We start from the raw sequence: 750 nt of genomic DNA, 5'->3' as shown, positions 1-750 counted from the left end.
AAGAGTAACTATTGCAATTCGAGATAATATTCCAACCTGAAGGGAGCTATTAAGTAAGGCTTTATTTGGCCTTGTGAGTGTAGTTCTTTATGTCCCAGTCGTGTAACTATTAATGAAACCAAAGTATGTACCTCAAAGAATATGGGTTTTTCTATTAGTTTTTACAAAATACCTAATAAAACTTTTTATGTATACACAACTTGTTTTGACACCTTCTAAACGATAAAAGAAACTTATAAACATATTCATTAAGAAATTTGTTAAAAAAAAGAACTAATGGAATATCTCGAAATAGTATCAAGGGAAGAAAAAATCCAACAAGAAAAAAAACTTATTCCCAGTCTAAAAAGATAGAAAAAAGGAAAAATAATTATTCTTATTCTTCATCTATTTTTTCCTCAATTATTATTTTTGCAGGTTTCATAAGCCTTTCTCTCACAATATTTTTTCTTATTAGGCAATTAAAGCCGGTAATCAGAAATGAAAGATTGAAATTCTTATGTACTTATCAACTTGGTGATAAAAAAAGTCAAAGCTATAAAGAATCAAAATTAGAATTAGAAAAGCTTGTTGGAGATAGTGATAAGTATTGCAAGAATTTTCTTCTTCCAAAAGAAAAGTCCCAAAAAGGATTTAGATTATTTCCAACTTTGAAGAACATCCTTTTTAGATTTATTTAGTATTTCCTCAGGCGCTTTGGGAGCACTAGGTCGCAAGCTCGAATCCTGTCGCCCCAACTCTTAAAAACAC

Annotated in this window: 1 protein-coding gene; it reads left to right on the top strand. The window is 29.7% G+C overall.

Going from position 1 to position 750, the window contains the following annotated elements; translation table 11 throughout:
* Positions 1-257 precede the first annotated feature (257 nt).
* A complete protein-coding gene (locus AMO19_RS00005; RefSeq protein ID WP_075506819.1) occupies positions 258-680 on the top strand; it encodes a hypothetical protein in 423 nt (140 codons plus the stop codon).
* The last annotated feature ends 70 nt before the right edge of the window (positions 681-750 follow it).

It is taken from the genome of Prochlorococcus marinus (assembly GCF_001180245.1).
GTDB lineage: Bacteria > Cyanobacteriota > Cyanobacteriia > PCC-6307 > Cyanobiaceae > Prochlorococcus_A > Prochlorococcus_A marinus_F.
The sequence above is the reverse complement of the archived record's forward strand: the minus strand, read 5'-3'. Positions and strand labels throughout refer to the sequence as shown.